Annotated in this window: 18 protein-coding genes, 5 tRNA genes and 2 rRNA genes (1 of these 25 only partly in view); 2 read left to right on the forward strand and 23 right to left on the reverse strand. The window is 53.4% G+C overall.

The genetic code is table 11. The features are described 5' to 3' along the window. Positions 1-167: 167 nt before the first annotated feature. From rpoC to ACXAFI_RS16630, 21 genes are all read right to left on the reverse strand, one after another. A complete protein-coding gene (gene rpoC / locus ACXAFI_RS16530) occupies positions 168-4,397 on the reverse strand; it encodes a DNA-directed RNA polymerase subunit beta' (RefSeq protein ID WP_475109652.1) in 4,230 nt (1,409 codons plus the stop codon). 130 nt (positions 4,398-4,527) lie between these two features. After that, positions 4,528-8,601: a DNA-directed RNA polymerase subunit beta gene (gene rpoB / locus ACXAFI_RS16535; RefSeq protein ID WP_152451126.1), complete on the reverse strand. Its 4,074-nt coding sequence runs from the start codon at positions 8,599-8,601 to the stop codon at positions 4,528-4,530. 295 nt (positions 8,602-8,896) lie between these two features. Next, a complete protein-coding gene (rplL, locus tag ACXAFI_RS16540; protein WP_152451123.1) occupies positions 8,897-9,262 on the reverse strand; it encodes a 50S ribosomal protein L7/L12 in 366 nt (121 codons plus the stop codon). A gap of 77 nt (positions 9,263-9,339) precedes the next feature. Next, positions 9,340-9,834, reverse strand: coding sequence for a 50S ribosomal protein L10 (gene rplJ / locus ACXAFI_RS16545; protein WP_475109653.1), 495 nt, complete (start codon positions 9,832-9,834; stop codon positions 9,340-9,342). A 279-nt stretch (positions 9,835-10,113) separates the two neighbouring features. Next, complete coding sequence (gene rplA / locus ACXAFI_RS16550) at positions 10,114-10,809, reverse strand: 50S ribosomal protein L1 (protein WP_152451120.1); 696 nt, start codon at positions 10,807-10,809, stop codon at positions 10,114-10,116. Then, a complete protein-coding gene (gene rplK / locus ACXAFI_RS16555; protein ID WP_152451118.1) occupies positions 10,810-11,241 on the reverse strand; it encodes a 50S ribosomal protein L11 in 432 nt (143 codons plus the stop codon). Between the two features lie 154 nt (positions 11,242-11,395). Then, on the reverse strand, positions 11,396-11,929 hold the full coding sequence (gene nusG / locus ACXAFI_RS16560) for a transcription termination/antitermination protein NusG (RefSeq protein ID WP_152451116.1): 534 nt from the start codon (positions 11,927-11,929) through the stop codon (positions 11,396-11,398). 10 nt (positions 11,930-11,939) lie between these two features. Beyond that, on the reverse strand, positions 11,940-12,308 hold the full coding sequence (gene secE, locus ACXAFI_RS16565) for a preprotein translocase subunit SecE (RefSeq protein ID WP_152451114.1): 369 nt from the start codon (positions 12,306-12,308) through the stop codon (positions 11,940-11,942). Between the two features lie 116 nt (positions 12,309-12,424). Then, a tRNA-Trp gene (locus ACXAFI_RS16570) sits at positions 12,425-12,500 on the reverse strand. A gap of 101 nt (positions 12,501-12,601) precedes the next feature. Further along, positions 12,602-13,795: an elongation factor Tu gene (gene tuf / locus ACXAFI_RS16575; RefSeq protein ID WP_444920948.1), complete on the reverse strand. Its 1,194-nt coding sequence runs from the start codon at positions 13,793-13,795 to the stop codon at positions 12,602-12,604. A 131-nt stretch (positions 13,796-13,926) separates the two neighbouring features. Then, positions 13,927-14,001 (reverse strand) — tRNA-Thr (locus ACXAFI_RS16580). 69 nt (positions 14,002-14,070) lie between these two features. Beyond that, a tRNA-Gly gene (locus ACXAFI_RS16585) sits at positions 14,071-14,144 on the reverse strand. Positions 14,145-14,204: 60 nt separating this feature from the next. Next, positions 14,205-14,288 (reverse strand) — tRNA-Tyr (locus ACXAFI_RS16590). Positions 14,289-14,399: 111 nt separating this feature from the next. Then, a tRNA-Thr gene (locus tag ACXAFI_RS16595) sits at positions 14,400-14,475 on the reverse strand. A gap of 194 nt (positions 14,476-14,669) precedes the next feature. After that, positions 14,670-15,359, reverse strand: coding sequence for an SPOR domain-containing protein (locus ACXAFI_RS16600; protein ID WP_444920947.1), 690 nt, complete (start codon positions 15,357-15,359; stop codon positions 14,670-14,672). A 17-nt stretch (positions 15,360-15,376) separates the two neighbouring features. Then, on the reverse strand, positions 15,377-16,114 hold the full coding sequence (locus ACXAFI_RS16605) for a type III pantothenate kinase (RefSeq protein ID WP_475109654.1): 738 nt from the start codon (positions 16,112-16,114) through the stop codon (positions 15,377-15,379). Next, positions 16,111-17,112, reverse strand: a complete 1,002-nt coding sequence (birA, locus tag ACXAFI_RS16610) for a bifunctional biotin--[acetyl-CoA-carboxylase] ligase/biotin operon repressor BirA (RefSeq protein ID WP_444920944.1) — start codon at positions 17,110-17,112, stop codon at positions 16,111-16,113. The genes ACXAFI_RS16605 and birA overlap by 4 nt, the downstream gene beginning before the upstream one ends. 5 nt (positions 17,113-17,117) lie before the next feature. Further along, positions 17,118-18,230 carry an alanine racemase gene (gene alr, locus ACXAFI_RS16615; protein WP_475109655.1) on the reverse strand — a complete coding sequence of 371 codons (1,113 nt, stop codon included), beginning with the start codon at positions 18,228-18,230 and terminating at the stop codon, positions 17,118-17,120. Positions 18,231-18,255: 25 nt separating this feature from the next. Next, positions 18,256-19,449, reverse strand: coding sequence for an ABC transporter permease (locus ACXAFI_RS16620; protein ID WP_475109656.1), 1,194 nt, complete (start codon positions 19,447-19,449; stop codon positions 18,256-18,258). Continuing rightward, entirely contained in the window at positions 19,446-20,198 is a 753-nt protein-coding gene (locus ACXAFI_RS16625; protein ID WP_475109657.1) for an ABC transporter ATP-binding protein, read from the reverse strand. The genes ACXAFI_RS16620 and ACXAFI_RS16625 overlap by 4 nt, the downstream gene beginning before the upstream one ends. Next, on the reverse strand, positions 20,195-21,655 hold the full coding sequence (locus ACXAFI_RS16630; RefSeq protein ID WP_475109658.1) for an alpha/beta hydrolase: 1,461 nt from the start codon (positions 21,653-21,655) through the stop codon (positions 20,195-20,197). The genes ACXAFI_RS16625 and ACXAFI_RS16630 overlap by 4 nt, the downstream gene beginning before the upstream one ends. A gap of 153 nt (positions 21,656-21,808) precedes the next feature. Between ACXAFI_RS16630 and ACXAFI_RS16635 the strand changes: the two genes are divergently transcribed. Both ACXAFI_RS16635 and ACXAFI_RS16640 read left to right on the forward strand, forming a co-directional pair. Continuing rightward, positions 21,809-22,771: a hypothetical protein gene (locus tag ACXAFI_RS16635; protein ID WP_475109659.1), complete on the forward strand. Its 963-nt coding sequence runs from the start codon at positions 21,809-21,811 to the stop codon at positions 22,769-22,771. Between the two features lie 547 nt (positions 22,772-23,318). Continuing rightward, positions 23,319-23,534: a hypothetical protein gene (locus ACXAFI_RS16640; protein ID WP_475109660.1), complete on the forward strand. Its 216-nt coding sequence runs from the start codon at positions 23,319-23,321 to the stop codon at positions 23,532-23,534. 39 nt (positions 23,535-23,573) lie between these two features. On the opposite strand, the gene rrf is transcribed toward ACXAFI_RS16640, so the two are convergent. Both rrf and ACXAFI_RS16650 read right to left on the reverse strand, forming a co-directional pair. Next, positions 23,574-23,689: ribosomal RNA gene (gene rrf / locus ACXAFI_RS16645) — 5S ribosomal RNA — on the reverse strand. 208 nt (positions 23,690-23,897) lie between these two features. Beyond that, positions 23,898-26,287: ribosomal RNA gene (locus ACXAFI_RS16650) — 23S ribosomal RNA — on the reverse strand (it continues 491 nt past the right edge of the window).

Here is a 26,287-nt window from a genome sequence, read left to right on the forward strand (position 1 = left end):
AACGAAACACCCCACATCAGCGGGGGCCGCATTCTATAAGCGACAACCCGCCTAGTCAATCGGCGACAGAAGTAAGTGCTTACATCACAGACAGTCGCCAATATCAGATCGGGCACCGAAGTGCCCCGACCTACCCCACTCCATCATCGGATGAAATGGAATACGCCTTATTCGCCAGAGGACTTGAGGGCCTCGGTCAGTGCCGCTTCTACCTCTGCTGCGGAAGGACCTTCGCCGAAGGTTTCTTCCAGCTGCAGGTTGCGCTTGCGCTTGCGCTCTGCGTGGTAGGCCAGACCGGTACCGGCCGGAATCAGACGGCCAACAACCACGTTCTCTTTCAGGCCGCGCAGGCTGTCCTCCTTGCCGGTTACCGCCGCTTCGGTCAGAACGCGGGTGGTCTCCTGGAACGAAGCCGCAGACAGGAAAGATTCGGTGGCCAGAGACGCTTTGGTGATACCCAGCAGCAGGCGCTCGAACTGTGCAGGCTGCTTGCCTTCGGCGCGCAGCTGCTCGTTCTCTTCGATTACACGCTGGTATTCCACCTGGTCGCCTTTAATAAAGCCGGAATCGCCCATTTCGAGGATTTCCACCTTGCGCAGCATCTGGCGCACGATGGTCTCGATGTGCTTATCGTTAATGCCTACACCCTGGAGACGGTAAACTTCCTGGATCTCGTTAGTGATGTAGCGCGCCAGTTCTTCAACGCCTTTCAGGCGCAGAATATCGTGCGGGTTGGACGGGCCATCGGAGATAACCTCGCCCTTCTCTACAGTTTCACCTTCGAACACAGTCAGCTGGCGGTGCTTAGGAATCAGAACCTCGTAGTGGTCCTTACCGTTGGCCAGCGGCTTGCCGTCGCGCGGGGTGATCTGCAGACGCACCTTGCCTTTAGTCTCTTTACCGAAGGAAACGGTACCGGAGATCTCCGCCAGGATGGACGGTTCTTTCGGCTTACGCGCTTCAAACAGGTCGGCAACACGCGGCAGACCACCGGTGATGTCCTTGGTACCGCCGGATTCCTGCGGAATACGTGCGATAACGTCGCCCACGTTCACCTTGTCGCCATTTTTCAGGCTGAGGATCGCGCGCGCTGGCAGTGCGTAGTGCGCAGGCGCATTACTGTTAGCCAGGGTCAGCTCTTCACCATTCTCATCAACCAGGGTCACCGCCGGACGCAGGTCTTTACCCGCAGAGGGACGCTCGGCCGGGTCGATAATCTCGATTGAGGACAGACCGGTAATTTCATCAGTCTGCTTGCGGATCGAGAGGCCCTCTTCCATGCCAGACAGTTTCACCCAGCCGGCAACTTCGGTAATGATTGGGTGGGTGTGCGGATCCCACTTGGCCACGATCTGGCCACCATCTACCGAACTCCCCTCGTTAACGCTGATCACAGCACCGTAAGGCAACTTGTAGCGCTCGCGCTCGCGGCCGGCGCTATCGGCAATCGCCAATTCACCAGAACGGGAAACCGCAACCAAGTTGCCAGCTTCGGTCTTAACGGTCTTCACATTGTGCAGACGTACGGTACCGCCCAGCTTCACCTGGATGCTGTCTGCGGCAGAAGCACGGCTCGCAGCACCACCGATGTGGAAGGTACGCATGGTCAGCTGGGTGCCCGGCTCACCGATGGACTGTGCGGCAACAACGCCCACAGATTCACCCGGGTTGGCGCGGTGGCCTCGGGCCAGGTCGCGGCCGTAACACTGGGCACAGATACCGTGTGCAGTAGTACAGGTGATCGGGGAGCGAACCAGAACCTCATCGATACCCATGGCTTCGATGCGCTCTACCCACTTCTCGTCGATCATGGTGCCGGCGGAAACGGCGATTTCATCGCTGCCGGGCTTCAATACATCGCGAGCCACAACACGACCAAGGATACGGTCACCGAGAGATTCGATAACGTCACCGCCCTCGATCACCGGCGCCATGGTCAGGCCGTCGTCGGTGCCACAATCCAGTTCGGTAATTACCACATCCTGAGCAACGTCTACCAGACGACGGGTCAAGTAACCGGAGTTCGCGGTTTTTAGTGCGGTATCCGCCAGACCTTTACGAGCACCGTGGGTCGAGATGAAGTACTGCTGTACGGTCAGACCTTCACGGAAGTTCGCGGTAATGGCGTTCTCGATAATGGAGCCATCCGGACGTGCCATCAGACCACGCATACCAGCGAGCTGACGAATCTGTGCTTCAGAACCACGAGCACCAGAATCGGCATACATGAAAACAGAGTTGAAAGAGTCCTGCTGGGTCTCTTTGCCCTCTCGGTCAATCACGGGCTCTTTCTTAATACCCGCCATCATCGCCTGGGTCACCTTATCGTTGGTACGGGACCAAACATCGATGACCTTGTTGTATTTTTCACCGGCGGTTACCAGACCGGAGGCGAACTGGCTTTCGATTTCTTTTACTTCCGCTTCGGCGGATTCGATCAACTGAGCTTTTTCAGCCGGGATTTCGAAGTCGTTCACACCAATGGAGGAACCGGACTTGGTGGAGAAATCAAAACCGGTGTACATCAGCTGGTCGGCGAAGATAACGGTCGCCTTCAGGCCCACCTTACGGTAGCACTCGTTCAGTACACGGGAGATGGACTTCTTCTTCATCGGCTGGTTAACCAGCGAGAACGGCAGGCCTTCCGGTACGATATTCCACAGCAGCGCGCGGCCAACAGTGGTGTCCTGTACAGAGATGGTTTCGTGCTTCTCACCATCTTCACCGACGATATTTTCGCGGATACGCACCTTAACCCTCGCCTGCAGGCCAACCTGCTTGGCGTAGAAGGCGCGGCTCACTTCTTTGATATCGGAGAAGAACATGCCCTCGCCTTTATCGTTCACGCGCTCGCGGGTCATCCAGTACAGGCCCAGTACCACGTCCTGGGACGGTACGATGATCGGCTCACCGTTGGCTGGCGACAGGATGTTATTGGTGGACATCATCAGCGCGCGGGATTCCAGCTGCGCCTCGATAGTTAACGGTACGTGTACCGCCATCTGGTCGCCGTCAAAGTCGGCGTTATAGGCCGCACAAACCAGCGGGTGCAGCTGGATCGCTTTACCTTCAATCAGTACCGGCTCGAACGCCTGAATACCCAGGCGGTGCAGGGTCGGTGCACGGTTGAGCAGTACCGGGTGTTCGCGGATCACCTCGTCGAGAATATCCCAAACGATAGCCTCTTCGCGCTCCACCATTTTCTTGGCGGCTTTGATGGTAGTGGCCAGACCGCGAGTTTCGAGCTTGCCGAAAATAAACGGTTTGAACAGCTCCAAAGCCATTTTCTTGGGCAGACCACACTGGTGCAGGCGCAGGGTCGGGCCAACCACGATCACGGAACGACCGGAGTAGTCCACACGCTTACCCAGCAGGTTCTGACGGAAGCGGCCCTGCTTACCTTTAATCATGTCCGCCAGGGACTTCAGCGGGCGCTTGTTGGAGCCGGTGATGGCGCGGCCGCGGCGGCCGTTATCCAGCAGTGCGTCCACAGATTCCTGCAGCATGCGCTTTTCGTTGCGCACGATAATATCTGGCGCGTTCAGCTCGAGCAGGCGCTTCAGGCGGTTGTTACGGTTGATCACGCGACGGTAAAGGTCGTTCAGATCAGAGGTCGCGAAACGGCCACCATCCAGCGGTACCAGCGGACGCAGATCCGGCGGCAGAACCGGCAGAGCCTTCATCACCATCCACTCCGGGTTGTTGCCGGATTTGTAGAAGGCTTCCAGCAACTTCAGGCGCTTGGACAGTTTCTTGATCTTGGTTTCGGAATTGGTCGCCGGAATCTCTTCGCGCAGACGCTGGATTTCCGCTGGCAGCTCGATATCTGCCATCAGTTCCTGGATTGCCTCGGCACCCATTTTCGCTTCGAACTCATCGGCGAACTCTTCCATCGCCTCAAAGTACTGCTCATCGTTCAGCAGCTGACCGCGCTCCAGGGTAGTCATGCCGGGCTCGGTGACCACGTAGGATTCGAAGTACAACACGCGCTCGATATCGCGCAGGGTCATATCCAGCAGCAGACCGATACGGGACGGCAGAGATTTCAAGAACCAGATGTGCGCAACCGGGCTGGCCAGTTCGATGTGGCCCATACGTTCGCGGCGCACCTTGGCTTTGGTGACTTCGACACCGCACTTCTCACAGATAATGCCGCGGTGCTTCATGCGCTTGTACTTACCGCACAGGCACTCGTAGTCCTTGACCGGACCGAAGATCTTGGCGCAGAACAGACCTTCGCGCTCGGGCTTGAAGGTACGGTAGTTGATGGTCTCCGGCTTCTTCACTTCGCCGTAGGACCAGGAGCGGATCATGTCCGGCGAAGCCAGACCGATACGAATCGCATCAAACTCTTCCAGGTGCTCCTGGGACTTCACCAGATTTAATAAATCTTTCAAGGCCTTTCCTCCACTAGGGGGTAGTCAACCCGGCCGTTACGCCGGGCCGGGCGGGCCGGCAATCCCACAGCTTTGGGGTGCCGGCACTTGTCTCAATTCACCTGCGAACAGGCTTTTGCACCAATCGGTCTTACTCGTGCTCGAGCTCGAAATTCATACCGAGAGAGCGGATTTCCTTAACCAGTACGTTGAAGGACTCCGGCATGCCGGGCTCCATACGGTGGTCGGAATCCACGATGTTTTTGTACATCTTGGTCCGCCCTTCCACGTCATCGGATTTGACCGTGAGCATTTCCTGCAGGGTGTATGCGGCGCCGTAGGCTTCCAGCGCCCACACTTCCATCTCCCCGAAGCGCTGACCACCGAACTGTGCCTTACCACCCAGCGGCTGCTGGGTAACCAGGCTGTAGGAACCGGTAGAACGCGCGTGCATCTTGTCGTCTACCAGGTGGTTCAGCTTCAGCATGTACATGTAGCCCACGGTAACCGGACGCTCGAAAGCATCACCGGTACGACCGTCGTGCAAAGTGATCTGGCCGGAATCGGGGATATCGGCGAGGCGCAGCAACTGCTTGATCTCGCTCTCATCGGCACCATCGAATACCGGAGTCGCCATAGGCACACCGCGACGCAGGTTTTGCGCCATGGTCATGACTTCCTGATCGGAGAACTGATCCAGTTCTTCCTTGCGACCGCCTGTGGAGTTGTATACCTCTTCCAGGAACCCACGCACCTTGGCGACTTCCTGCTGGTCCTTGATCATCTTGTCGATTTTTACGCCAAGACCTTTCGCAGCCATACCCAGGTGCATTTCCAGAACCTGACCAACGTTCATCCGCGAGGGAACACCCAGCGGGTTCAGAACGATATCGACTGGCTCACCGTTTTGGTCGTAAGGCATATCCTCAACGGGCTTGATCACGGAGATCACACCCTTGTTACCGTGGCGACCGGCCATCTTGTCACCCGGCTGGATGCGGCGTTTGATAGCCAGGTAAACCTTGACGATTTTCAGCACGCCCGGAGCCAGGTCATCGCCAGACTCCAGTTTTTTCTTCTTGTCTTCGAAGGCTTCGTCGAGCAGCTTGCGACGCTCTTTCAGCTGTGCTTCGGCCTTCTCCAGCTGCTCGTTGAGACTCTCGTCTTCCATGCGCAGCTTGAACCAGTCTTCGCGCGGCAGTCCACCCAGTACTTCAGCGGTGAGCTCCTGGCCCTTGCTGATACCTTTACCACCGGCAGCCTTCTGGCCCTGTAGCGCTTGCTGCAGACGCTCAAAAGTCGCACCTTCAACAATGCGGTATTCCTCGTTGAGATCCTTGCGAACCTCATCCAGCTGAGCCTTCTCGATATCGATAGAGCGCTGGTCTTTCTGCAGGCCGTCACGGGTGAACACCTGCACGTCGATCACGGTACCGCGGGTGCCACTGGGCGCACGCAGAGAGGTGTCTTTAACGTCGGAAGCTTTTTCACCGAAGATAGCGCGCAGCAGCTTCTCTTCCGGGGTCAGCTGTGCTTCGCCTTTAGGGGTCACCTTACCGACCAGGATATCGCCGGCACCTACTTCCGCACCGATATATACGATGCCGGACTCATCCAACTTATTCAGCGCAGACTCACCCACGTTGGGGATATCCGCAGTGATTTCCTCGCTGCCCAGTTTGGTGTCACGGGCGATACAGGTCAGTTCCTGAATATGGATCGTGGTGAAACGGTCTTCCTGTACAACACGCTCACTGATGAGGATGGAGTCCTCAAAGTTGTAACCGTTCCAGGGCATAAACGCGATGCGCATGTTCTGGCCCAGAGCCAGCTCACCCAGATCTACCGAGGGACCATCGGCGAGGATATCGCCGCGGGTTACGCGATCACCAGTGTTAACAATCGGACGCTGATTGATACAGGTATTTTGGTTGGAACGGATGTACTTGGTCAGGTTGTAGATATCCACACCTGCATCACCGGCTTCAACCTCGGCGTCCGCTACACGGACTACCACGCGGCTGGAGTCGACACGCTCAATAATGCCGCCGCGCTTGGCAACCACGCACACGCCGGAGTCGCGCGCTACGGTGCGCTCCATACCGGTGCCTACCAGCGGCTTTTCTGCGCGCAGGGTTGGAACCGCCTGACGCTGCATGTTCGATCCCATCAATGCGCGGTTGGCGTCATCGTGCTCAAGGAACGGGATCATCGCCGCAGCTACGGAGACCACCTGCTTGGCAGAGACATCCATATATTGGATTTCTGCCGGAGCTTTCAAAGCAAACTCATTGTGGTGACGTACGCTCACCAGGTCGTCAACGAAGTTACCGTTGTCATCCACTGCCGCAGAGGCCTGGGCGATAACGTAGTTTGCTTCGTTGATCGCAGACAGGTACTCGATTTCGTCAGTTACCTTGCCGTCAACCACTTTGCGGTAGGCACTCTCGAGGAAGCCGTAATGGTTGGCACGAGCATAAGTTGCCAGGGAGTTGATCAGACCGATGTTCGGTCCTTCCGGCGTCTCAATCGGACATACGCGGCCGTAGTGCGTCGGGTGTACGTCGCGTACTTCGAAGCCGGCGCGCTCGCGGGTCAGACCACCTGGGCCCAGTGCGGAAACACGGCGCTTGTGGGTCACTTCCGACAGCGGGTTGTTCTGGTCCATAAACTGGGAGAGCTGTGAGGAACCGAAGAACTCCTTCACCGCAGCGGCCACCGGCTTGGCATTGATCAGGTCCTGCGGCATCAGGCCTTCGGACTCCGCCATGGACAGACGCTCTTTCACCGCGCGCTCAACACGTACCAAACCCACACGGAACTGGTTCTCGGCCATTTCACCGACGGAACGCACGCGGCGGTTACCCAGGTGGTCGATATCATCGACCATACCCTGACCGTTGCGGATATCGATCAATGTTTTCAGTACATCGACGATATCTTCTTTGCTTAGGGTGCCCTGGCCAGTTTCGTCTTCGCGGCCCAGGCGGCGATTGAACTTCATACGGCCAACGGCAGACAGGTCGTAGCGCTCGTCGGTGAAGAACAGGTTTTCAAACAGGGATTCCGCAGACTCCTTGGTGGGCGGCTCGCCCGGGCGCATCATACGGTAGATTTCTACCAGCGCTTCCAGCTGGGTGCGGGAAGGCTCTGCACGCAAGGTATCGGAGATAAACGGTCCGCGGTCCAGATCGTTGGTATACAGCGTTTCGAACTGCTTGATATTCAGAGCACGCAGCTGCGCGATCACCTCAGCGGTAATCTCAGCATTACACTCGACTGCAATTTCACCAGTAGACTCATCGATAATATCGTGAGCCAGAATACGGCCAAATAGGTACTCCAACGGCGCGTCCAGCTTTTCTACGCCGGCTTTTTCCAGTTGGCGAATATGGCGCGGAGTGATACGACGCCCCTCTTCCACAATCACCTTGCCCTGGCCATCTTTGATATCAAAAGAAGCCACGTCACCGCGCAGGCGGGAGGGAATCAGTTCCAGGCTAACGCGATCTTCCTGCAGTTCGAACTTGCTGGTCTCGAAGAACATTTCCAGCATTTCCTGGGAGCTATAACCCAGAGCGCGCAACAGAATCGTCGCTGGAAGTTTGCGGCGGCGGTCGATGCGCACGAATACCAGATCTTTTGGATCGAATTCGAAGTCCAGCCAGGAACCACGGTAGGGGATTACGCGCGCGGCGTACAACAGCTTACCGGAGGAGTGAGTCTTGCCTTTATCGTGATCGAAGAAAACACCTGGGGAGCGGTGCAGCTGGGAAACGATTACACGCTCGGTACCATTAATCACAAAGGTACCGTTGTCGGTCATGAGCGGAATCTCGCCCATGTAGACTTCCTGCTCTTTGATGTCCTTGATGGACTTATTGGCAGACTCTTTATCGTAAATAATCAGACGCACACGTACACGCAGCGGGCAGGCGTAAGTCACGCCGCGCAGGGTACATTCCTTGACATCAAAGGCGGGCTTACCCAGGGTATAGCTCACGTACTCCAGGGCGGCATTTCCGGAATAGCTGACAATCGGAAATACGGATTTAAACGCCGCCTGCAGGCCAACGTCCAAGCGGTCGTCGGGGCGCTTGTCGGCCTGTGTAAAATTGCGATATGAATCCAGCTGTATCGCAAGCAGGAAGGGCACATCCATGACCTTAGGCAGTTTGCCAAAATCCTTGCGGATACGTTTTTTCTCAGTATATGAGTAAGCCATTCAAATTCCCCAGCTTGATCAGTGACAAGACTTCGTGGGACTCCATTCGGGAGCCCCTCCGGGCGAGAAGCCTCTGAACAATACAAATTACCTGCACTGTTCAGAAACCTCTCCGCTTGCTTTCGGGCAGCGCAACTGCGCTATGGTTAAATTGAGGTTTGCCACGGTTTTATACCGCCGGCACCGCTAAAACCTCAGTACCGCAAACGGCAAAAAGGCCGGCGGACAAAAGTCCACCAGCCTTACCGCTATCTGTCGCTTTACGCGACCGCTAGCGGGAATCGCAGTAACTGAATTACTTCAGTTCTACAGTAGCGCCAGCTTCTTCCAGCTCTTTCTTAGCGGCTTCAGCTTCGTCTTTGGTTGCGCCTTCTTTCAGCGGGCTTGGAGCGCCGTCAACCAGTGCCTTGGCTTCTTTCAGGCCCAGGCCGGTGATGCCGCGAACAACCTTGATCACGTTTACTTTCTTGTCGCCTGCAGAAGTCAGAACTACGTCGAAAGAGTCTTTCTCTTCAGCTGCTTCAGCAGCCGCCGGGCCGGCTACAACTGCTGCAGCAGCAGTTACACCGAACTTCTCTTCCATTGCTTCGATCAGTTCAACAACGTCCTTAACAGACATTTCGGCAACAGCGTTGATGATATCTTCTTTAGTCAGAGACATGAGTCATTACCTGAATTGGTTTGAGCAGTAGCTGCTCGTATTTCGTTTTGAAACCGCGATTCGCCAAAGCGAATGTATTACGCAGCTTCCTGCTCTTTTTGGTCGCGAACGGCCGCGATAGTGCGGACCAGCTTGCCAGCAGATGCTTCTTTCAATACGCTCATCAGCTTGGCGATCGCCTCGTCGTAAGTCGGCAGGCTTGCCAACAATGCGACGTCGGTGATCGCGCCTTCGAAGGCAGCACCTTTCAGTTCCAGCTTGTCATTGCCCTTGGCGAACTGGCTCAGGATGCGCGCGCCGGCACCTGGGTGTTCGCTGGAGAATGCAATGATGCTAGGACCTACGAATTTGTCAGTCAGACATTCGTAATCGGTTCCTGCCAGAGCGCGACGCGCCAGAGTATTGCGGACGACTTTTAACCAAACGCCGTTCTCGCGAGCCTCTTTGCGCAGGGCAGTCATGTCATTTACGGTAACGCCGCGGGAATCCGCAACAACCGCAGACAGAGCACCCTCAGCAGCTTGCTGGACATCTGCGACAATCGCTTTCTTGTCTTCGAGTCCAATAGCCATAGTGTCACTCCTGGATTTGAAAAAAACCGGGCTCAACGCCCGATCCGTTCCGGTGCATAAAGCTCAAATCCAGTAAAAATACTGGTTTGGGCGACACCGTCTGCGTAGGCTCAAGCCTCTTAACGGCCAACCTGGCCGAGGCTTGGATTAAGCCAGACACGTTAAACCTCAACGTACCTGGCACCTACGGTCTTTGACGGCCCACATTTCTGCCGAAGCATCAAGTGGACCCCAAAGTTCGATTTACTGTGCGCTAACAGTGTTAGCGCACAGCTTCAATTAGATGTTCAGGGAAGACTGGTCGATAACCAGACCTGGGCCCATAGTGGTGCTCAGGGTGATCTTCTTCAGGTACACACCTTTTGCAGAAGCCGGCTTGGCTTTCTTCAGGTCTGCTACCAGAGCTTCCAGGTTTTCTTTCAGCAAGTTCGCATCGAAAGCAACTTTGCCGATACCACCGTGGATGATGCCGCCTTTGTCAGCGCGGAAACGCACCTGACCAGCTTTAGCATTTTTAACCGCAGTAGCAACGTCTGGAGTTACAGTGCCAGTCTTCGGGTTCGGCATCAGGCCGCGCGGGCCGAGGATCTGACCCAGCTGACCTACAACGCGCATCGCATCTGGAGAAGCGATCACTACGTCGAAGTCCATCTTGCCCGCTTTAACGTCGGCAGCCAGCTCGTCCATACCGATCAGGTCAGCGCCCGCTTCTTTAGCGGCATCAGCGTTTGCACCCTGGGTGAAAACAGCTACGCGAACTTCTTTACCGGTACCGTGCGGCAGAGTGGTCGCACCGCGAACAGCCTGGTCGGATTTACGTGGGTCGATACCCAGGTTTACAGAGGCGTCTACAGTCTCTGCAAACTTAACGTTGGACAGCTCTTTCAGCAGAGCTACGGCTTCTTCGATGCCGTAGGCTTTACCAGCTTCAACTTTCTCAGCGATTACGCGCTGACGCTTGCTCAATTTAGCCACTTAGAGACCCTCCACTTCGATACCGGCACTGCGTGCGGAACCGGCGATAGTGCGCACGGCCGCGTCCATATCGGATGCAGTCAGGTCGGCTTTCTTCATTTCTACGATCTCTTCGATCTGAGCGCGGGTAACCTTACCTACCTTGTCGGTATTCGGACGACCGGAACCGCTCTTGATCTTGGCAGCCTTGCGCAGCAGTACTGCAGCAGGCGGGGACTTCATGATGAAGGTGAAGGAGCGATCGCTGTATACAGAGATCACAACCGGCACCGGCAGACCCGGCTCAAGGCTTTGAGTCTGGGCGTTGAACGCCTTACAGAATTCCATGATGTTCACGCCGTGCTGACCCAGTGCAGGACCAACGGGCGGACTTGGGTTGGCCTGACCGGCCTTAACTTGCAGCTTGATATAAGCTTCTACTTTCTTAGCCATTACAGCTCTCCTCTAGATGGGTGGTAACGCCAGCCACAACTTACCTCTCGGCAGAGAGCTGGCTCCCCGCCCCAAAAAACAAAATATATTTTCCGGGGACGCGAAAACCCCCTTCCACCTTGCGGCGAAAGAGGGCAAAAAATTTACACTGGAATCAGGTCTTTTCTACCTGACTAAACTCCAGTTCAACGGGGGTGGAGCGCCCGAAGATCAATACCGCCACGCGCAGGCGGCTCTTTTCGTAGTTGACCTCTTCGACCACACCGTTGAAATCATTAAACGGACCGTCGATAACCCGAACCATTTCACCTGGTTCAAACAGGGTTTTGGGCTTGGGCTTATCGGCGGAATCGTCGATTCGATTCAGGATAGCCTGGGCCTCTCGATCGGTAATCGGGGCCGGCCTATCTGCCTTGCCACCGATAAAACCGAGCACTCGGGGGGTTTCTTTCACCAAGTGCCAGGTATCGTCATTCAGTTCCATTTCCACCAGGACATAACCCGGGAAGAACTTGCGCTCACTCTTGCGCTTTTGTCCTGCTCGCATCTCCACCACTTCTTCGGTGGGAACCAGCACTTCACCAAACAGGTGGTCCATTTCGTGTAGCTCAATACGCTCTTTCAAAGAGCTGGCGACACGCTTCTCATAGCCCGAGTAAGCCTGGACCACATACCAATGCTTTGCCATGTATCAACCTTTAGCCGATGAGTTTGGATGCCGCCCAACCTAAAGCGGAGTCCAGCGCCCAGAGAATTAGCGCCATAATCAACACAAAAACCACCACAATCACTGTCGTCTGGGTGGCCTCTTGGCGAGTCGGCCAAACCACACGCCTGACTTCTGTTTGCGCCTCGCGCAAAAGTTGCCAGAGTGCATTACCCTTCGCAGTATTCACCGCAACAACCAGGGCAGCCAGGCAGATTGCAGTCACTGCCAGTACGCGGTAAATCAGGGGGAATTCGGCATAATAAGAATTGCCCGCTACAGCACCACCAACCAGCAGCACTATTAGCAGCCACTTCAGGCCGTCAAGACGAAAGGTTTTCGCTTCTGCTTTAGCATTCATATATGAAGCCCTTAGCGCACTATAGATAAGCCCTTAGTGCTCAAAAACACAAAAGCCCCACTGAAAAGTAGGGTCTTGCGACACCCCTAAACTTATTTCAAGTGGAGTGTTTAAAATGGCAGGCCAGGAGGGACTCGAACCCCCAACAGCCGGTTTTGGAGACCGGTGCTCTACCAATTGAACTACTGGCCTGTACAGCATGGATGCTACAGCATCCGAAGATAGAGAGAGCTACAGACAACCCTCTTATCTATTGCGCCGCCGGGGAATCCCGGCGACACGAAGATCAAAGATTACTCAATGATCTTAGCAACAACGCCCGCACCTACGGTACGACCACCTTCGCGGATAGCGAAGCGCAGGCCGTCTTCCATGGCGATCGGAGCGATCAGGGTAACAACCATTTGAATGTTGTCGCCCGGCATTACCATTTCAGTGCCTTCCGGCAGCTCTACCGCACCAGTTACGTCGGTAGTACGGAAGTAGAACTGAGGACGGTAGCCTTTAAAGAACGGGGTGTGACGACCACCTTCGTCCTTGGACAGGATGTACACTTCCGCTTCGAACTTGGTGTGCGGAGTGATGGAGCCCGGCTTAGCCAGTACCTGACCACGCTCGACTTCGTCACGCTTGGTGCCACGCAGCAGCGCACCGATGTTCTCACCAGCACGACCTTCGTCGAGCAGCTTGCGGAACATTTCAACACCAGTACAGGTGGTGGTGGTGGTTTCGCGGATACCAACGATCTCAACTTCGTCGCCAGTATTGATTACACCACGCTCTACACGACCGGTAACAACAGTACCACGGCCAGAGATAGAGAATACGTCTTCGATCGGCATCAGGAACGGCAGGTCTACCGCACGCTCCGGCTCAGGGATGTACTCGTCCAGGGTTTCTACCAGCTTCTTAACAGCGGTAGTACCCATTTCGTTGTCGTCTTCGCCGTTCAGGGCCATCAGAGCAGAACCAACGATGATCGGAGTGTCGTCACCCGGGAACTCGTACTGGTCGAGAAGTTCGCGAACTTCCATTTCTACCAGCTCGAGCAGCTCTTCGTCGTCTACCATGTCCGCTTTGTTCAGGAATACCACGATGTAAGGTACACCTACCTGACGGGACAGCAGGATGTGCTCACGAGTCTGCGGCATGGGGCCGTCAGCTGCGGAACATACCAGGATAGCGCCGTCCATCTGAGCAGCACCGGTGATCATGTTCTTAACGTAGTCGGCGTGTCCGGGGCAGTCTACGTGCGCGTAGTGGCGAGTCGGGGACTCGTACTCAACGTGAGAGGTAGCGATGGTGATACCGCGCTCACGCTCTTCTGGAGCATTGTCGATACCGTCGAAAGCAACGGCAGCACCGCCCCAAACCTCGGCACATACGCGAGTCAGAGCAGCAGTCAGGGTGGTTTTACCGTGGTCAACGTGACCGATGGTGCCCACGTTCACGTGGGGCTTGGAACGTTCAAACTTTTCTTTTGCCATTGCAGCCTCCTAATATGGATGAGCCGCTAACGACACCACCCACGTCCAGAACATGCGCATCCGACCCGGAAAAACCCCGACCCCGGACACAAACAACCGCAAGAGCTCTCACTCTTGCGGCTATTGAAAAATGGAGCTCATGGGCGGATTTGAACCGCCGACCTCACCCTTACCAAGGGTGTGCTCTACCCCTGAGCTACATGAGCAAATCACCGCCTTTCCTAGGCGACCACAAGGCTTGCCGTTTTGGAGAGCATTCCAGCCGAACCCATAATTGGAGCGGGCAGCGGGAATCGAACCCGCATCATCAGCTTGGAAGGCTGAGGTTCTACCATTGAACTATGCCCGCTTGCGGGAGCCTCCAGACGAAACTACCTGTTTCGCCGGCAACACCTTACGGTGTAAAAAATGGTGCAGGGGGGTGGATTCGAACCACCGAAGCTTTCGCGTCAGATTTACAGTCTGATCCCTTTGGCCACTCGGGAACCCCTGCCTCAATGCGGGGTGCATTCTCTACACCTTCCGCCGCGCTGTCAACATTTTTTTCTTTAAATTTCACAGACTTAGCTACAAAACTTAATGCTGGACAGCGCCGGGATAAAAATGGAGCTGGCGAGAGGAGTCGAACCCCCGACCGGCTGATTACAAGTCAGCTGCTCTACCAACTGAGCTACGCCAGCCCTATCCCGTCCATTGTCGAAGTTGAATTGTCACCCTCGTCAATGGAGGCGGGATTCTAGGGGAACTTATCCCGACAAGCAACACCCTTTTTACAGATAAATCAGAATTTTTTGTGTCGCCTATTGCTACATGCAGCAAAAAACGGCCGCGTACGATCAGCGTTTGAGGATCTAGACCTATAGCCCAACCCCTTTCAACCCGCCACCTCTGCACAGAGATTTCGACGCCGGTCCAAATCGGGGTACTCCTGCTGTAGCTGGAGCCAAAACTCGGGAGCCAAATCATCGGATGCCCCTGGTGCCAACACAATCCAGCGTTCGCTATGGGTCTGTGGCTCCTCACGGAATTGCGCGCGAATCCCTTTCTCAAGCAGCTCACTGGTCAGTGATTCAGCCCGTAAACGTTCACTAAAAATACCAAAGGAAATTCCATCCGCCAGCGCCCCCTTGGGGATCACATAGCTATCGATCCCCTGCGCCTGCAATTCACGCAAGCGGTTATAGGCTTCTCGACGGGAATTTAACGGGGGCAGAAAGACCCAATAACGCATCTGCCCCTGCATTTCCACATCTCGCAAAATGGCGTCAACCTGTAAGGCCTTTAAGCGCTGTACTATCGCCTCACCCAGGAATTCCTCTGCAAAGGGGCCAAGTAATGTACAAAGCTGTTCTGCTGAGTGCTCGGCAGGTGGCGGCGCAGAAGGCGCTGCCAGAGGAGATAGATCCTTCCGCGACATTTCACTGACCAGGGTAATACCCTGAATCTGGGCCTCCGCCCGCTTGTCGGCGATCCTTACCCTCTCTTTTTCAGCGGTTGTGGTGCTGACAAACCAAGCGAAAACGCCGAAATTCAACAGTAGTAAAGAAAGAGCTATCCAACGCATAGAGCATTATTTATTTTTCAAGGGTTACTTAATGCTAAGCCGTCCATTACCAGCTCTGGAACCAGGTGGTGCTCCCGCTGGTAAAGTGCTGACAATAGAGGGGCATCGCCGCCTGTTAGCCATAACAACGGCTCCTCCTCACAATATCCGCGCAACTCTTCCAGTGCGCGATCAATAGCTCCGAGCACCATCAACAGGAGGCCTCGGTTAATAGCCTCATCGGTGCTGCGACCGGCGCCGAGGGACTCTATTAAGGTGATATCCTGCGCACTCTTGGCCGCGTGGGTATCAAGATACAGTGAGCGCTGCATAAGGCCGATACCGGGGACTATGTAGCCTCCCAAATGACACCCATTATTGTCGACCAGATCCAAAGTCACTGCGCTGCCACAGTCCACAATTAGAGCCGCCCGGCGCTCTCGATCATAAGCCGCCAGCATCGCCAGCCAGCGATCGACGCCAAGCAGGCGATGGTTGTCATAGCCACAGGCTACTCCAGCGCACTCCAGCAGAACCTGGGAAAACTCCACCTCGAGAGAGAACAACTCCTGTACATGCCCAATCAGCGTTTCCGCGACTTGCGGCCCCGCCACATTGACCACCCGCACTCTCCGGGGATCCAGCAGATCCCACCCTTCGGGCAAATGTCCCGCACGCAGATCAGCCGTTTTAAAACTGCCTCTGGAACGCACCTGCCCCTCACTCAGCAGGCGCCACTTGCCCCGGGTATTACCGATATCCAGTTCGAGAATCAAACCTGCCCCCGTAAAGAGATCTCTCCACCGTGGAAGTGTTGTATCTCTCCATCAATATTTAACTCTAAAGCACCCTTTTCACTGACTCCTGCGGCAATTCCACACCAGGTTTGGGTGCCAGCCTGCAGAGTAACCTTTTGCCCGGCAAACTGATCCAGCTGCATCCAGGCTTCTCGGTAAGTCGAAAAACCTTGCTCGGCATAACTGTGTAAAAGTGGCAGTAGCTCAGCCAGGATCGCTGCGACCAATTGATTGCGTGAAATTCCAGGCTTTACCTGCTGCAAATCCGCCCAAGGCTGATCAATAGCATTGGCACTCTCATTTCGCAGACCGCTATTTAGGCCAATACCAATCACCACAGCGCAGCGATCCGTGAGATCGCCTTTTAGCTCCAGCAAAACACCGGACAACTTTCGACCTCGACACCAAACATCATTTGGCCACTTGAGGCGGACATCCGGTACCGAAAAACGCTCCAATGCCCTGGCGATGGCCACCCCCACGGCGAGACTCAACCCCTCCAGGGATTGCACACCGCCATTGAACTCCCAGCCAACAGAAAGACTGATACCCGCACCATAGGGGCTGATCCACTGGCGACCACGACGTCCGCGGCCTGCACTCTGACGCTCGGAAAGCAGCGCAACCGCATGACCCTCGCCCTTTTCCATCAGCGACAACAACTGGGTGTTAGTGGAGTCCACCTCATCAAATAGGATCAGCTCCCCCAACAACGCCCCAGCTTCCTCGCCGAGTGCCCTGTAAATACTTTCGGCAGATAAGAGCTCCAAGCCTCCAGGCAAGCGATAACCCTGCCCCTTAATGGAGTCCAGTATCAATCCATACTGTTCAAGCTTCTGTAGCTGTTTCCAAACCGCCGCGCGGCTGACCCCCAAGGCTGCGCCGAGAGCCTCACCAGAGTGCATCTCACCATCAGCCAATAATTCCAATACCGGGCGCAACGGCTCCAGCGGACTCTTCGCAATAGTATCTAGCAAGGTAATCAACTTTTTATGTAGCGACGGAAATAGCGGTGCCCTAAGCTGGTCAGTACTTCATAACCTATGGTACCAGCGTATTCAGCTACCTCATCAACAGTTAGGTCTTTGTTCAGGATCTCAATCGATTGGAGGGATTCTCGCTCTCCTTGGGAGAGCGCAGAAATATCAAACGTTGTGGAATCCATGGAAATCCGGCCAATTATCGGCAGCTGGCGGCCATAAGCCCAGCCACAACCACGCCCGCCCTGAGCCCGGATTATCCCATCGGCATAACCACCGCGGGCCACTGCCAGCCAGCTGCCCGCTGCTATCTGTTGGGTCGCTCCATAACCCACCCACTGTTCACGGCTAACATAACGCTTTTGCACGATAGGCAAGCTCAGCGACACGGCAGGGCGCATTGGGTTAGGGGTACCGGGAATCGGATTGACCCCATAAAGCGCAGAGCCCGGTCGTGCGATATCAAAGTGATAGTCCTCGCCGAGGAAAATGCCCGATGAGTTGGCAAGGCTCAGCTGAACCTCTGGGCACAGCGCACGCAGCTTTTCCCCTGCTTCCTTGAAGCTACGCAACTGAAAATCATTTTGCGGATGCTGTGGCTCATCCGCGCACGCAAGGTGGCTCAGCAATAGACGGATATCCGCCGAGTGCAGTAACTGACTATCCTTTAGTAACTCGTCAAACTCCTCTGGAGCCATACCCAGGCGGGTCATACCTGAATCTATTTTTACCGCACAGGGGGCCTCAACCTTCGCACTGGCGCAAATATCTACCCAATTGCGAATCTGCTCTAAAGTAAAGAGCGTCGGCATTAATCCTGCGCGAGCACACTCCAGTTCCGCACCAGCGCGTACTCCGGTCAAGATAACAATGCGAACACTATCTCCCAGCTCCTTGCGCAAGCGCTCCCCTTCTGTCTGAGTTGCCACGAAAAAGTCTCGACAACCCTGCCTGTAAAGAGCAGGCACTACCTGACTCATACCAAGGCCATAAGCATCCGCTTTGACCACAGCGCCACAGCGGGTACCAGTTGCCAACCGCTTAGTCAGATCCAGGTAGTTGTCAGCAATGGACCGCAAATTGATACTCAGCAGCCCCTCGCGAAAATCGTTCATGCCATCACAACTCTCTATTCACCAGCTAGGTTGCCCCCAGTAAGCTTTCACGTCGTAAAGCACGGGCACCTACTAATATACACAGCCCCACCAAAGAAAGGGTGACCAGGGAACCAGCTATGGCCAGGAGCGCAGAAACGGACTCCCCAGCCATTAACGCACTCAACCACTGCTGCTGCCCGATAAGCGGAGTCAGCTGCCACCAGGGAGAGTCCAGCTCAATATTGGAGAGCTTTAATGCAACTAATAGTGTGACAGGTAGCGCCTGCAAAATACTCAACTGAATCTGGGCATCCTTGAAGGAACGAGAGCGCAACGACAACAGGATCTGCAGTACGGCGATCAGAAGCGCAAGGGGGAGCAGTATGAGACTTATCGTAATAAGCTCAAAGATCCCCGCAGAAAAGCGAACCCCAATCTCAGCCAGAGGAAGCAAGCTAAATGAAACGGTTAAAACTGCCAGTGAAAGGAGCGCACCAAACCAGCCAATACTGGTAACGGCCACAACCTTTGCCACTAGAAGTTGCCAACCACTAAAAGGCTGCTGCAACAACACCTCAATGGTCATGCGTTCACGTTCCCCAGCAGAAGTGTCGATAGAGGGGGCTGCACTGCACACCAGTAATGCCATTATCAGTAGCACGGGAACCATCAGCCCCCACATTGCCAATCCTCGACTGGAAGGCGTACTGACATCCCTCACCTCAAGTTGCCATGGGGCTAAAACCTGTGTGGCTAAACCTCGAGCCGCTAAGCGTTGTTGCACAACCAGCTGTTGAAGTTGTGCCAGATGCTGCTGTACCAATTGTGCTCCGCGCCCACCGGACTGATCCGCGCTATCCACATACAAATAAACCTTGGGAGACAACAGGCTTCGATAATCTTCTGCAAAACTTTCCTCTATTTGCAAAACCACATCATATTTACCTGCCAAAAGTGCTTGTGGAACCCCATCCTGCAATCGCTCAACATTAAGGTCCCCTCCCTGCAACTTCTCCTCTAAGAGAGGAGCATACTCTGCTCCAATAATCGCTACATTAAAGGTGGTTTCAGACATTACCTTCAAAGATAAAGCCCCGCTGCCAACCATCAGCGCGGGAAACAACAAGGTAAAACCCAGTGTGATCAGTAAAGCGCGCCGGTCTCGCCAAACCTCGCGCAACTCTTTGAGAAGTAGTACTCGCATTTGTTGGGTAAGCCTATTTTTAAAAAGCATCATGCTGGCTCACCATATTTACTTCTCTCTGCCAAACTTCCGTAGGCGAGCTTTACAAAGCTATCCTCAAGATTTTCACAACCGGTTTGCCGCATAAGCTCAATTGGGGCACCACTTCCCACTATTGCACCTTCGGCCATAACCAGAACCTCATCGGAAAGTTCAAGGACTTCAGCCATAATATGGCTGGAAAATAAAATAGCCGTTCCCTCTTCACGTAATCGCAAGAGGGTTTTGCGTAACAGGCGGGCCGCAAGCACATCCAATCCCCGGGTTGGCTCATCGAGCACCAAGTGCCTAGGTTTATGCACCAATGCTCTGGCGAGAGAAACTTTCATTCGTTCTCCCTGGGAAAATCCCTTGGTTCGGCGATTCCAAAGGCTCGATAGTTCCAGCTCATCCCTCACCGACTGTAAAGCCCTTTCCAATTCTGCCCCAGCCAACCCTTGTGCACCGGCAAAAAAGGATAAGTACTCTGCGACGGTGAGCCTCTCATAGAGCCCTTCCCTATCACCGACAATGCCGAGCTGCTGACGAACACCCTTTGGGTTTTTATAGGGGTCTGATCCACCTACAGAAACATTACCGCTATCGGCTTTCAGTAGCCCTGCAATAATTCTCAAGCATGTCGTTTTTCCTGCACCGTTAGCACCGAGTAGAGCTGTTATCCGACCATCGGGCACAGTAAATTGCAAATTGTGAAGTACAGCATTTCCAGAAAACTGCTTATTTACTCCTTCCAATATAATCACAACACTTTCTCCTTAAGCTCTTCACTTTCGGCTGTAGGAGTTATATCCGGCATGATCTCAGGCCCATAAATTCCACTCATAAAGGGTGGCCTCTGGATTTTATTGACACAGGTTTTTTGCAGTTCTTCCTCTGGAGAGTCCAGAAACTCTTTGATCAATCGAGGAACACAACCTCTCATCGAATTAATATGACCGCCACTGGCAATAATCAAATGCTGTTTATTGGCCAAGTAGCCAAGTTGCTTTTCCGCATATTTTGGCGGTGTGATTGGGTCGGCCTCACCGGAAATCAGCAGCACCGGATGATCGCGGAGTTGTGGCTTAGCATAGTGCCTATCGGCTACTGGCCAGACTTCACAACCATGCTCAAATATCTCTAAAAAAGCATTCCCCACAAAGGTGTTACTGGTATCCGCTGAAATTTCTTCATCCGTAATACGAGATAATTCTTCCGCACAGGCTATTGAAAGCGTTAACCCAAGAGACATGCCTACTGCTGAGTCGGGAAATAGTCCGGCAATTCCGGCGAGAGGGTTGTAATTACCCAAACCCGCTTGCTGAATAGCAAAGGGTAATTGTGCAGCTGCCTCTGGAGAATAAAGCGCAGTACGTATCGTATTTTGTAAAACCCAACGAGACATTGGGTATTTCATTGTTTCTCCTGTCAGTGGATCACGGAAGTCTATTGCCATGGACTCACTCCACTGACTTAACAGATCGTCCAAAACCTTCCTCCAGTTACCGAACTCAGAACAGGTTGGATCGAACTGACAGTCTCGCATCAATATTTGAAGAGCACTTTCGGCGGCCGCCGCACTGAGAAATACCTTCGTATCAATAGGTGCTACAGCATCAAGCACTAGAGCTTTTAAACTGTTGGGATACCACTGCTGATAAAGAAGCGCTGTCCGCGTCCCCCAGGATCCCCCCCACAGAGAGATTCGATTGTGATTGAGATGCTTTCGCACCGCTTCCAGGTCCTCAACAGCTTGTCGACTGCTCAAGGAATTAGCAAAGTTAGCCTGCTGTAGATAACACTGTTCCAACTCCCTGGAGATAAGTGTTAAGTCCATCGGCGTATGCCGATCAATACCACAATTAAATGGCCGGGAAAGTCCAGTTCCTCTTCGATCTACCATGACGATTGCATGATTTTGATTAATTTTACGGAACTTATTCAGTAGAGGAGCGAGATCACTCGCCGCTTGCCCTGGTCCACCGGCAAGAAGATATAAAGGTTCGCGCTCTGCCTTATCTAAAGCCGGTGAAACAAATACCGCCAATTCAACTTTACGATCTCCCTCACCCACTGGAATTTGCTCACACTGTAGTGGATGCCTCCAGCCATCTAAATAGCAATCCTGAGCACCAGACAATTCTTGCGAGACCGATACCGATGCGAATAACAGGCTACATACTGTGGCTATGCCATTTAGCGGCCTTTTAACACCAAACACGACATTATTCTCCTTAACCTATGGTGTCGATCACAGCAGTGTATCCAACTTCCTGTATCCATGTCCTATACAGCTCTCAATCGAAGAATTGCATTAGCACCCATCTGCGCTCAGTGGTAAGGTTTCTGTTTTAGCTTGCCCATGACTGCACCCATGAGCTTTTCAGACCGTGAAAAACATTTAATTCGAGCCGCTTTTGCCTGGGGCCAGATCACCCAGCAGGAGGGGTATACACTTTCTGACCTGGAAATTGAAAAGTCGGTACTTTTCCGCCGCTTACTTGGCGGCCGACCTGCACTGGCTTTCCCTCCCCCACTTCGCCATGGTTTTCCCTGGTATGAGGTTATCGAGGGACGCGCCGAGCATATCGTCAGCGCCTCTGAGACATCTCCAGAGTGCAGCTTTATTGCACCCGGCTGCAAAGTCGGTGAAACCTGCATACTGATTGATGGTGCTTTCTGGCGGGTAGTTGAAACCATTTCTGAACGGGAAGAGTACATTGTCGAGTGGGGCCAATACCCCATGCAATGGCGTTTAAAAAAGCACTGGGAAGTCAATTATGAAATGACCCAGCAACTACACAGCTTTCGTAGAGACAACCCCAGTGCCAAAGTCTCTTTCGACAATTATCTTGGCCAGCGAGACTACCGGGAGTTTCGCATAGATGACGATCAAACTGTCTGGCTATGTGAATGGCAGTTAAGCCGTATAAGCCTCTCTGGCTGGGTCTGGGTGGGTACCCTGCTATCTTCGAAAGAAACAGAGCTAGTTCCCGTTTATGAGGACCCTCTCGGGCCGATGATCCTTGGCGAGCCAAGCACAAATAAAGGTGCTGCCTGGCTCCGAATAGAAGAGGCCGGCAATGAGTCACGTTTTGTTAAGCTCGATGGCACATACGATTACCAATCGCTATCCTCGGCGAGTGCAACTCACCTGAGGAGTTTGTTGTATAAACTGCAGGAGAGCTTAGAAAATATCGAAGTCATGGACTGCCATGGGGACTCGCCGATTCGGCGCTTTTCTCTTCCTTCTGCTCTCGTCCCTCTCGATGAATTGAGCTTGAAGGAAATGCAATACGACCTGGTTCCTGATAATGCTTACGAACAAATGGCGTAACACAAACCTCTAAAGCCTCTTCAAAGCCCCCTGTGGGGCTTTTTATTGCCTTCTAGGTGATGCGATCAAGCCCATCCCATTTCCCCATATATCCACAGCAAATCTCTGTTTCCCCATAGTGACAATTCTATTAACAGGCTGTTACTAACAGAATCCATGGACAGACCTGTGCATAACTCCGGGATATCCACGCTCAGGCCCCTGTTTACGTGGGGCCCTTTTCAGCGGGTAAAAAAGCACCAGCCATTTATCCACTTTCCACAGGCTGGCTTTACTAACAGAAAGTCTGGATAGACTTGTGCATAACTGCGGTATATCCGCGCCAGGGCCCGTGGTTGCTCAGGCTCACCAAAACGTGCAAAAAATCACCGGAATTTTTATCAATATTGTTGTGTCATTTTTTTAGCGCAATGACCTTTTTGTGTTGGAAATTAATTTTTGACTTAGAGTCATTTTTTGAGGAACACACGGGCTTCAGATTTAATAAAGTGTCTTATTTTTCTGTATTTTCTATTTTTTACTTAACGTAAATATTGAGAAAAATGCTTTGTTTAAAGGGCTGGAAGCCGCTCGAACCTTTTCAGAGACTTTGTATTTTTCTGGGGTTTTTGTCGAGCTGGATTTTTCGGCGGAAGTATTGCGAGTAAAAATTCGGCTGGGGTTTGGCCGGAGTTTTTATTTTTCTCCAGAGCGGATTTTTCTTCCAACTCTTTTTTTATTTTCTGTTTTTATTATTTTTGTTAACTATTTTTTTTGCACATAAAAAAAAGGCCACCCATTGGGTGGCCCTTTCGGATTAGAAGCCTGACGATGACCTACTCTCACATGGGGAAGCCCCACACTACCATCGGCGATGTTGCGTTTCACTTCTGAGTTCGGCAAGGGATCAGGTGGTTCCACAACTCTATTGTCGTCAGGCAAACTGGCTTGGGTTGGCGTTGGTCTTATGGGCGTTTGCCCTGCGCTGCCGTTTGACTGTTCGTTTGCCACTGCTTTTTCAGCAGTTAACAGTCAACCCAAATAAGTCGGTAAAACAATCTGTAGTAATACACCGCAAGCGATCATTGTGTGTCTTTCATTCCACAATCCGCTAGCTTAGCTAATCGTTAGTAACCATCTCTGTTGTATGGTCAAGCCGCACGGGCAATTAGTACTGGTTAGCTCAACGCCTCACAACGCTTCCACACCCAGCCTATCAACGTGGTAGTCTTCCACGGCCCTTTAGGACTCTCAAGGAGTCAGGGAAATCTAATCTTGAAGGAGGCTTCCCGCTTAGATGCTTTCAGCGGTTATCCCGTCCGAACATAGCTACCGGGCAATGCCACTGGCGTGACAACCCGAACACCAGAGGTTCGTTCACTCCGGTCCTCTCGTACTAGGAGCAACTCTTCTCAAATTTCCAACGCCCACGGCAGATAGGGACCGAACTGTCTCACGACGTTCTAAACCCAGCTCGCGTACCACTTTAAATGGCGAACAGCCATACCCTTGGGACCGGCTTCAGCCCCAGGATGTGATGAGCCGACATCGAGGTGCCAAACACCGCCGTCGATGTGAACTCTTGGGCGGTATCAGCCTGTTATCCCCGGAGTACCTTTTATCCGTTGAGCGATGGCCCTTCCATACAGAACCACCGGATCACTATGACCTACTTTCGTACCTGCTCGTCATGTCTGACTCGCAGTCAAGCGCACTTATACCATTATGCTCATTGCATGATTTCCGACCATGCTGAGTGCACCTTCGTACTCCTCCGTTACTCTTTGGGAGGAGACCGCCCCAGTCAAACTACCCACCATACACTGTCCTCGATCCGGATAACGGACCAGAGTTAGAACCTCAAACATACCAGGGTGGTATTTCAAGGACGGCTCCACAGTAACTAGCGTTACTGTTTCAAAGCCTCCCACCTATCCTACACAAGTAGGCTCAAAGTTCAGTGCAAAGCTGTAGTAAAGGTTCACGGGGTCTTTCCGTCTAGCCGCGGGTACACTGCATCTTAACAGCGATTTCAATTTCACTGAGTCTCTGGTGGAGACAGCGTGGCCATCGTTACGCCATTCGTGCAGGTCGGAACTTACCCGACAAGGAATTTCGCTACCTTAGGACCGTTATAGTTACGGCCGCCGTTTACCGGGGCTTCGATCAAGAGCTTCGCCGAAGCTAACCCCATCAATTAACCTTCCGGCACCGGGCAGGCGTCACACCCTATACGTCCTCTTACGAGTTTGCAGAGTGCTATGTTTTTAATAAACAGTCGCAGCCACCTGGTCACTTCGACCGGCCTCAGCTTAGGGAGCAAGTCCCATCACCAAAACCGGCGTACCTTCTCCCGAAGTTACGGTACCATTTTGCCTAGTTCCTTCACCAGAGTTCTCTCAAGCGCCTTGGTATTCTCTACCTGACCACCTGTGTCGGTTTAGAGTACGATTCACTATTGCCTGAAGCTTAGAAGTTTTTCCTGGAAGCAGGGCATCAACCACTTCACCCACAAGTGGGCTTCGTCATCAGTTCTCAGCCTTAGGGACCCGGATTTGCCTAAGTCCCCAGCCTACGACCTTAAACATGGACAACCAATCGCCATGCTGGCCTAGCCTTCTCCGTCACTCCGTCGCAGCAATAGCGAGTACAGGAATATTAACCTGTTTCCCATCGACTACGGCTTTCGCCCTCGCCTTAGGGGTCGACTAACCCTGTCCCGATTAGCGTTGGACAGGAACCCTTGGTCTTCCGGCGGGGAGGTTTTTCACCTCCCTTGTCGTTACTCATGTCAGCATTCGCACTTGTGATACCTCCAGCAGACCTCCCGATCCACCTTCAACGGCTTACACAACGCTCCTCTACCATGCTCCTAAGAGCATCCGCAGCTTCGGTTACCAGTTTTAGCCCCGGTATATCTTCCGCGCAGGCCGACTCGACTAGTGAGCTATTACGCTTTCTTTAAAGGATGGCTGCTTCTAAGCCAACCTCCTAGCTGTCTGGGCCTTCCCACATCGTTTCCCACTTAACTGGTATTTGGGACCTTAGCTGGCGGTCTGGGTTGTTTCCCTTTCCACGACGGACGTTAGCACCCGCCGTGTGTCTCCCGCGATTGCACTCCTCGGTATTCGGAGTTTGCATGGGGTTGGTAAGTCGGGATGACCCCCTAGCCCAAACAGTGCTCTACCCCCGAGGGTGAGACGCGAGGCGCTACCTAAATAGCTTTCGAGGAGAACCAGCTATCTCCCGGCTTGATTAGCCTTTCACTCCGATCCACAGGTCATCCCCTAATTTTTCAACATTAGTGGGTTCGGTCCTCCAGTTGATGTTACTCAACCTTCAACCTGCCCATGGATAGATCGCCGGGTTTCGGGTCTATTGCCTGCAACTAAACGCCCTATTAAGACTCGATTTCTCTACGGCTCCCCTAAGCGGTTAACCTTGCTACAGACAATAAGTCGCTGACCCATTATACAAAAGGTACGCAGTCACCCCGAAGGGCTCCTACTGCTTGTACGTATACGGTTTCAGGTTCTA

The organism is Microbulbifer sp. ABH2_005, from assembly GCF_056160005.1.

Bases quoted from the DNA above. Each gene is read 5' to 3' on its own strand.
- rpoB (WP_152451126.1), bottom strand. From the start codon at position 8,601: ATGGCTTACTCATATACTGAGAAAAAACGTATCCGCAAGGATTTTGGC.
- rplL (WP_152451123.1), bottom strand. From the start codon at position 9,262: ATGTCTCTGACTAAAGAAGATATCATCAACGCTGTTGCCGAAATGTCT.
- rplJ (WP_475109653.1), bottom strand. From the start codon at position 9,834: ATGGCTATTGGACTCGAAGACAAGAAAGCGATTGTCGCAGATGTCCAG.
- rplK (WP_152451118.1), bottom strand. From the start codon at position 11,241: ATGGCTAAGAAAGTAGAAGCTTATATCAAGCTGCAAGTTAAGGCCGGT.
- nusG (WP_152451116.1), bottom strand. From the start codon at position 11,929: ATGGCAAAGCATTGGTATGTGGTCCAGGCTTACTCGGGCTATGAGAAG.
- secE (WP_152451114.1), bottom strand. From the start codon at position 12,308: ATGAATGCTAAAGCAGAAGCGAAAACCTTTCGTCTTGACGGCCTGAAG.
- tuf (WP_444920948.1), bottom strand. From the start codon at position 13,795: ATGGCAAAAGAAAAGTTTGAACGTTCCAAGCCCCACGTGAACGTGGGC.
- ACXAFI_RS16600 (WP_444920947.1), bottom strand. From the start codon at position 15,359: ATGCGTTGGATAGCTCTTTCTTTACTACTGTTGAATTTCGGCGTTTTC.
- alr (WP_475109655.1), bottom strand. From the start codon at position 18,230: ATGAACGATTTTCGCGAGGGGCTGCTGAGTATCAATTTGCGGTCCATT.
- ACXAFI_RS16620 (WP_475109656.1), bottom strand. From the start codon at position 19,449: ATGATGCTTTTTAAAAATAGGCTTACCCAACAAATGCGAGTACTACTT.
- ACXAFI_RS16635 (WP_475109659.1), top strand. From the start codon at position 21,809: ATGAGCTTTTCAGACCGTGAAAAACATTTAATTCGAGCCGCTTTTGCC.